Origin of the sequence: Polynucleobacter sp. MG-28-Ekke-A2, assembly GCF_035012985.1 — a bacterium.
In the GTDB taxonomy this organism is placed as follows: domain Bacteria; phylum Pseudomonadota; class Gammaproteobacteria; order Burkholderiales; family Burkholderiaceae; genus Polynucleobacter.
On record NZ_JAYGQU010000008.1, the window covers coordinates 96,419 to 102,859 of the forward strand.

Annotated in this window: 5 protein-coding genes; 4 read left to right on the forward strand and 1 reads right to left on the reverse strand. The window is 45.4% G+C overall.

Features of this window, described 5'->3' with window-relative positions:
* The first annotated feature begins 10 nt into the window (after positions 1 to 10).
* Genes VC188_RS06930 through VC188_RS06940 form a run of 3 tightly spaced genes read left to right on the forward strand, consistent with a single transcriptional unit; the run spans position 11 to position 2,744 of the window.
* Complete coding sequence (locus VC188_RS06930) at positions 11 to 988, forward strand: alpha-E domain-containing protein (RefSeq protein WP_216157311.1); 978 nt, start codon at positions 11 to 13, stop codon at positions 986 to 988.
* A 17-nt stretch (positions 989 to 1,005) separates the two neighbouring features.
* Entirely contained in the window at positions 1,006 to 1,803 is a 798-nt protein-coding gene (locus VC188_RS06935; protein WP_215321709.1) for a transglutaminase family protein, read from the forward strand.
* 56 nt (positions 1,804 to 1,859) lie between these two features.
* The gene (locus tag VC188_RS06940) at positions 1,860 to 2,744 is read left to right on the forward strand and encodes a peptidase (RefSeq protein ID WP_216157314.1); all 885 of its coding nucleotides are present in this window, start codon (positions 1,860 to 1,862) and stop codon (positions 2,742 to 2,744) included.
* A gap of 89 nt (positions 2,745 to 2,833) precedes the next feature.
* On the opposite strand, the gene ppsA is transcribed toward VC188_RS06940, so the two are convergent.
* Positions 2,834 to 5,239 carry a phosphoenolpyruvate synthase gene (gene ppsA, locus VC188_RS06945; RefSeq protein WP_323483466.1) on the reverse strand — a complete coding sequence of 802 codons (2,406 nt, stop codon included), beginning with the start codon at positions 5,237 to 5,239 and terminating at the stop codon, positions 2,834 to 2,836.
* Between the two features lie 106 nt (positions 5,240 to 5,345).
* Between ppsA and VC188_RS06950 the strand changes: the two genes are divergently transcribed.
* On the forward strand, positions 5,346 to 6,173 hold the full coding sequence (locus tag VC188_RS06950; RefSeq protein WP_215321707.1) for a pyruvate, water dikinase regulatory protein: 828 nt from the start codon (positions 5,346 to 5,348) through the stop codon (positions 6,171 to 6,173).
* Positions 6,174 to 6,441: the final 268 nt, after the last annotated feature.

Sequence of the window (6,441 nt, forward strand, 5' to 3'; positions counted from 1 at the left end):
ATAAGAAAATATGTTGAGTCGTACCGCTGATTGTCTTTATTGGATGGCCCGTTACACCGAGCGCGCAGAGAATACTGCCCGCATGCTCGATGTAAACCATCAAACCTCACTACTTCCACAGCCTGCAGAGTTTTTAGAGCAGAGTTGGAAAAAATTACTCACTATTTCTAAGTTGGAAGAAGCCTTCCTCAGCAAATATGATGTCGTTAATCGTGAGAATGTTTTGGACTTCATGATTTATGAGACCAGTAATCCCTCTAGTATCGTTTCTTGCCTTTTTGCAGCGCGTGAGAACGCACGCGTTATCCGCGGCAAGATTACTTCCGAGGTTTGGGAAACCCAAAACACTACGTGGCTTGAGCTGCAGCGCATCCTAGAGGCAAGACATCAAGCTGATCCTAGTCGCCTTTTGGAGTGGGTCAAGCACCGCTGCCACCTCTTTAGGGGTGTTCTATACGGCACGATGCTGAAGAATGAGGCCTTTTACTTTATCAATGTGGGAACCCTGCTAGAACGCGCCGACAACACCGCACGTATTTTGGAAACTAAGTATGAGGACCCAGCAGCCCTGAGAGTTCTTGGCGCCAAGAAATCCTCGGAAGATGGTACAGACGGTGAATTCTTTGACTTCTATCACTGGGCGGCGTTACTGCGCTCCGTCTCAGCATTTGAGATCTATCGTCAAATTTATTCTGATCAAGTCACACCAAAACAAGTCGCACAACTACTCATCTTCAATAAACAAATGCCACGATCCTTGGTATCCTGCGTCAATGAGTTAATCCCCCTCATTTCCGAAGTTAAGAATCAGCAATCCAAAGAAATTGAACGTTTGCTTGGAAAGCTCAAGGCAAGTTTGGATTACTCTGATATTGATGAGGTATTTGAGCAAGGCCTGGAAGAATTTATTGAGGCTTTCTTAGAGCGCATTAACTACATAGCCGATGAGTTTAGCAATGCTTATCTCATTCCACTGGCTGTTGCCTAAGAAATCACAAAGACTATATGCATCTTAAAATTCGCCATCGCACGGAATATCGCTATGAAACACCGGTGCGTTATTCCATACAAGAGTTGCGCTTGACGCCTCCTACTCTCGCTGGCCAACAAGTCGACAAATGGAGAATTAGCACGCCAATTAAAGCATCTAGCTCTATAGATACTTTTGGCAATCTTTGCAGTGTATTCGTGCAGGAGAGCCCTTACACCTCAATGATGATTGAGGCTGAAGGTGAAGTGCATACACAAGATGCATATGAGTTTTTAGATGATGCTAAAGCAGTTTCGCCTTACTACTTACTGCAACAAACCAATCTGACTGAGCCTACAGACGAAATGTTGGAATATTTCTCTTATGGCATTCCAAAGAAAAATTCAGTTGATCAAATACTTAAACTTGCTGAGGCAGTTCAAGGCTTGATTGTGTATTCTCCTGGCCAAACGAACTTTGCCACTACTGCAGCTCAATCCTTCGCCATGAAATCTGGTGTTTGCCAAGATCATGCCCACATTATGTTAAGTCTCTGTCGCGCCTCTGGAATTCCCGCTCGATATGTCAGTGGTTATTTCTTTGCAGAAGAATCTCCAAATCTTGCTAGCCATGCTTGGATTGACTTTTGTAGCGATATCGATAAAGGCATCTGGACCGGCGTAGATATCACCCACGCCTGCTTAGTTGACTCACGTCATATTCGCCTTGCTATTGGTCGAGATTATTATTCAGCCGCGCCTGTTAAAGGGGTCCGCTCTGGCGGCGGTGGAGAAGAACTCAGCGCTAACATTTCGATTCAACAGCTGCTATAGCAACCCTCTGGGATATTTAAGAGATAATCCCAGGAAATAATGAAGAGGGTCTGTGTATGACGTATTGCGTTGGGCTTTGCCTAAAAGATGGTCTTGTTTTCTTATCCGATACCCGGACAAATGCTGGCGTCGACCAAATCGGCACCTTTAGAAAGATGACCTTGTTTCAAAACAAGGATCGCTTCTTTACCTTAATGAGTGCGGGCAATCTCGCCATTACCCAATCCGTTAAAGAAATCCTGCTGCAAGGACAGCTTTTTAAGGGCAAGAACCTCTGGACAGCCAAAAACTCCTATGAAGCTGCTGTTGTTGTGGGTGATGCTATTAAACAAGTGTATGAACGTGATCATGCCGCACTTGAAAAATCGGGCCTTGAATTTAACTGCAATATGATTTTTGGTGGTCAAGTAAAAGGTGAGAAACCGCGCCTATTTAATATTTATTCGGCTGGGAACTTTATTGAGGCTACACCCGAGACTTGCTATTTCCAGATTGGTGAATCTAAGTACGGCAAGCCCATCTTAGACCGAGTACTCAATTTCAATACACCGCTTAATCTGGCAACTAAGTGCGCCCTCATCTCCATGGACTCCACCTTGAAAAGTAATATTTCGGTTGGACTACCTCTGGATATGTTGGTTTACGAAATAAATTCTCTGAAAGCCACGAAGCTCGTGACTCTAGATGATGCAAACCCCTATTTCGCAATGATCCATCAAGCCTGGGGCGAGAAACTACGCGAGGCTTTTAACTCCATAGCGGAACCCAGTTGGAGCGGCGCTCATAAATCGAGTGATATCTCCACTCCTGCTAAAAAAATGGGGATTGTTCCTATCAATCATCCACCATCTAAGGCGAGAGCTCAAAAGGCCACAAGAACAACTAAGGCTACCCCCGTAAAGAAGATGGCACCGAAGAAGGTGGCTGCAAAGAGAAAATAATCCTCCATTAATGAAGTGTTGGATGCATTTACAAACAAAAAGGCCTAGAAAAAATCTAGGCCTTTTGCGTTAACGCTATCTGCTTTGGTTTAGGCTTTTAAATTCTTACCCAACATCTCCCAAGTAGCCACTACGCTATCTGGATTTAATGAGATTGAGGTAATTCCCTTTTCAACCAACCAACGGGCAAAGTCTGGGTGATCTGAAGGACCTTGACCGCAAATACCAACATATTTGTTTTGCTTACGGCAAGCATCAATTGAACGAGCAATCATGAACTCTACCGCTGGATCACGCTCATCAAAGTCGATAGCCAACAATTCCATACCGGAGTCACGATCTAGACCCAATGTTAATTGAGTCATATCGTTTGAGCCGATTGAGAAACCATCAAAGTACTCCAGGAACTGATCAGCCAAAATCGCATTAGATGGGATCTCACACATCATGATGAGACGCAAACCATTCACACCACGCTTCAGGCCAAACTTCTCCATCATGTCGATCACGCGCTTAGCCTGATTGATAGTACGTACAAACGGAACCATGATTTCTACGTTATCCAAGCCCATATCTTCACGAACACGCTTCATTGCTGCGCACTCGAGAGCAAAGGCTTCGCCAAAGTCTTCAGAAACGTAACGTGACGCACCACGGAATCCCAACATTGGATTCTCTTCATCAGGCTCGTAACGCGATCCGCCAATTAACTTCTTATATTCATTGGACTTGAAGTCTGACAAACGAACAATCACTGGCTTTGGATAGAAAGCAGCAGCAATAGTTGCGACACCCTCAACCAACTTGTCTTCGTAAAACTGACGTGGGCTTGCATAGCCACGAGCAACACTCTCAACTGCACGCTTGAGGTCAGGGTCAATATTTGGATATTCCAATACAGCACGTGGATGCACACCAATGTAGTTGTTAATAATGAACTCAAGGCGAGCCAAGCCAACACCAGCATTCGGGATCTGGCAGAAATCAAATGCCAACTGAGGATTGCCGATATTCATGGTGATCTTCACTGGAATCTCTGGCAATACGCCACGAGATACTTCAGTCACTTCGGTTTCGATCAAGCCATCATAAATATGGCCTTCGTCACCTTCAGCACAAGAAACCGTCACCATCATGCCGTCTTGCAAGTGCTCAGTGGCATCACCGCAACCAACAACCGCAGGTACGCCTAATTCACGGGCAATGATCGCTGCGTGACATGTGCGTCCACCACGATTAGTCACAATCGCTGAAGCACGCTTCATGACTGGTTCCCAGTTCGGGTCAGTCATATCGGCAACCAAGACATCTCCTGGCTGAACACGATCCATCTCGCTTGGGTCACGAATAATGCGTACTGGACCTGCGCCAATCTTTTGACCAATCGCACGACCTTTTGCCAATACCTTTGAGCTACCTTTTAATTTGTAGCGCATCTCCACTTGACCAGCAGCTTGACTCTTTACAGTCTCAGGGCGCGCTTGCAAGATATAGATACGGCCATCTTGACCATCTTTACCCCACTCGATGTCCATTGGACGACCGTAGTGTTTCTCAATGATCACTGCGTACTTAGCCAACTCAGTGATATCCACATCCTCCAAAGAGAAGCGGTTACGCTTTTCTGGAGTGACATCAACAGTTTGTACTTTTTCTGCAGAGCCTTTAGGGGCAAATTGCATCTGAATCAACTTAGAGCCTAAGGAGCGGCGAATGATTGCCTTCTTATCTTGAGCCAAAGTGGTTTTAAAAACATAAAACTCGTCTGGATTTACTGCGCCCTGTACAACGGTCTCGCCCAAGCCATAGCTTGAGGTAATGAAAACTACATCCTCAAATCCTGACTCGGTGTCCAGAGTAAACATCACGCCAGCAGCGCCCAAGTCAGAACGAACCATGCGTTGAATACCAGCAGATAAGGCTACTTCAGCGTGGGCAAAGCCCTTGTGAACACGGTAGGAGATCGCACGATCGTTATACAAAGAAGCAAATACTTCACGAATCTTCTTCAGAACATCGTCAATACCTTCGACGTTCAAGAAAGTTTCTTGCTGACCAGCAAAAGAAGCATCTGGCAAGTCTTCGGCAGTGGCTGATGAACGTACCGCAAATGAGCCTCTACCAGAATCATCCAATACTGCAAATGCTTTACGAATCTCTTCATCCAGCTTTGGCTGAAATGGTGCCGTTTCGATCCAGCTGCGAATTTCCGCACCAGCTTGCGCCAATGCACGCACATCATCAATATTCAAACCTTCTAAACGCTGCTGAATACGCTCAGTCAGATTGTTGTGCTTTAGAAAGTCACGGAATGCTAACGAAGTCGTTGCAAAACCCGTAGGAACACGAACCCCAGTAGACGCCAACTGAGAAATCATCTCTCCTAATGACGCATTCTTACCACCAACCGATTCAACATCAGTCATGCGGAGTTGTTCAAAAGGCAAAACGTAGGCATCAGCCATACTGCTATTTTGTTGCTGTTGGTTGGACATAAAATACTCTCAAAAGATAAGGAAACTGGTGTAGCGGCCACCCTAAAGGGGGCGTGCTTTAATATGACTCTATTGTAGTGCTGACCCTGACTTTTAAGCCAAATCCATGTCCAACGAAACCCGCATTGTTTTTATTGTCTCTGACGGCACCGGCATTACTGCCGAGAACTTCAGCCAGTCGATTTTGGCCCAATTTGAGGCTACTTTTAAGCATATTCGAGTGCCTTTTGTGGATAGCGTCGATAAGGCCTACGATGCCGTTAGCAGCGTCAATCAAGCGGCTACTAAATATGGGGTGCAACCCATCGTTTTCACCACTTTGGTGAACTCCGAGCTCAATGCAATCGTGGCCAAGGCAAATGGCCTTATTTTGGACATGTTTCAGACCTTCGTAGCCCCTCTAGAGGAGGCTTTAGGCATGAAATCCACCCATGCCATGAACCGCCTTCACCATAATGCCGATACCGAGGCCTATAAGAACCGGATTGAGGCCATTAACTATTCCTTGGCCCATGATGATGGTCAATCCAATCAAAACCTGGCTGAAGCCGATGTCATTCTGATTGGCATCTCCCGGGTTGGCAAGACGCCAACCAGTCTTTACCTGGCCATGCAGTATGGGCTCAAAGCAGCTAACTACCCACTCATTCCAGAAGACTTTGAACGAGGACAGCTCCCAAAAGATCTGGTGCCTTACCGTCAAAAAATCTTTGGCTTAATGATTGATGCAGAACGACTCTCGGAGATTCGTAATGAGCGCAGACCTGGTAGTAACTACGCCAAGCTCGAAAACTGCCGTTATGAAATTAACGAAGCGACGGCGATGATGAAAAAACAATCTATTCCTTGGGTGCTCACTACAAGCAAATCCATTGAGGAAATTGCTACAACAGTATTGCAAGCAATCAAATCGGATAAAACGATACTAGGGTGAAATAGTATTTTTCAATGTCTGCTTTCGGCCGAGGCTGTGTAAAAACCCCCAATAATCTCCCTGTTTTTGTAAACACCTAAGCACCCTCAAACGTTAATTAAGTATCACTAATTAACGGGTGTTCATGAAGATGAAACGATTGGTGGATTCAACTACGAAGTGCAACTTTGAACAACTAGTTAAGGAGGCTAAGGATGTTTTAGTATCCAAAGCTTCTAGACCTGCAAGTCAAAGTAGCCATGACCTATCAACACCTTAGCCAAACTGA

Bases quoted from the DNA above. Each gene is read 5' to 3' on its own strand.
- VC188_RS06930 (WP_216157311.1), top strand. From the start codon at position 11: ATGTTGAGTCGTACCGCTGATTGTCTTTATTGGATGGCCCGTTACACC.
- VC188_RS06935 (WP_215321709.1), top strand. From the start codon at position 1,006: ATGCATCTTAAAATTCGCCATCGCACGGAATATCGCTATGAAACACCG.
- VC188_RS06940 (WP_216157314.1), top strand. From the start codon at position 1,860: ATGACGTATTGCGTTGGGCTTTGCCTAAAAGATGGTCTTGTTTTCTTA.
- ppsA (WP_323483466.1), bottom strand. From the start codon at position 5,239: ATGTCCAACCAACAGCAACAAAATAGCAGTATGGCTGATGCCTACGTT.
- VC188_RS06950 (WP_215321707.1), top strand. From the start codon at position 5,346: ATGTCCAACGAAACCCGCATTGTTTTTATTGTCTCTGACGGCACCGGC.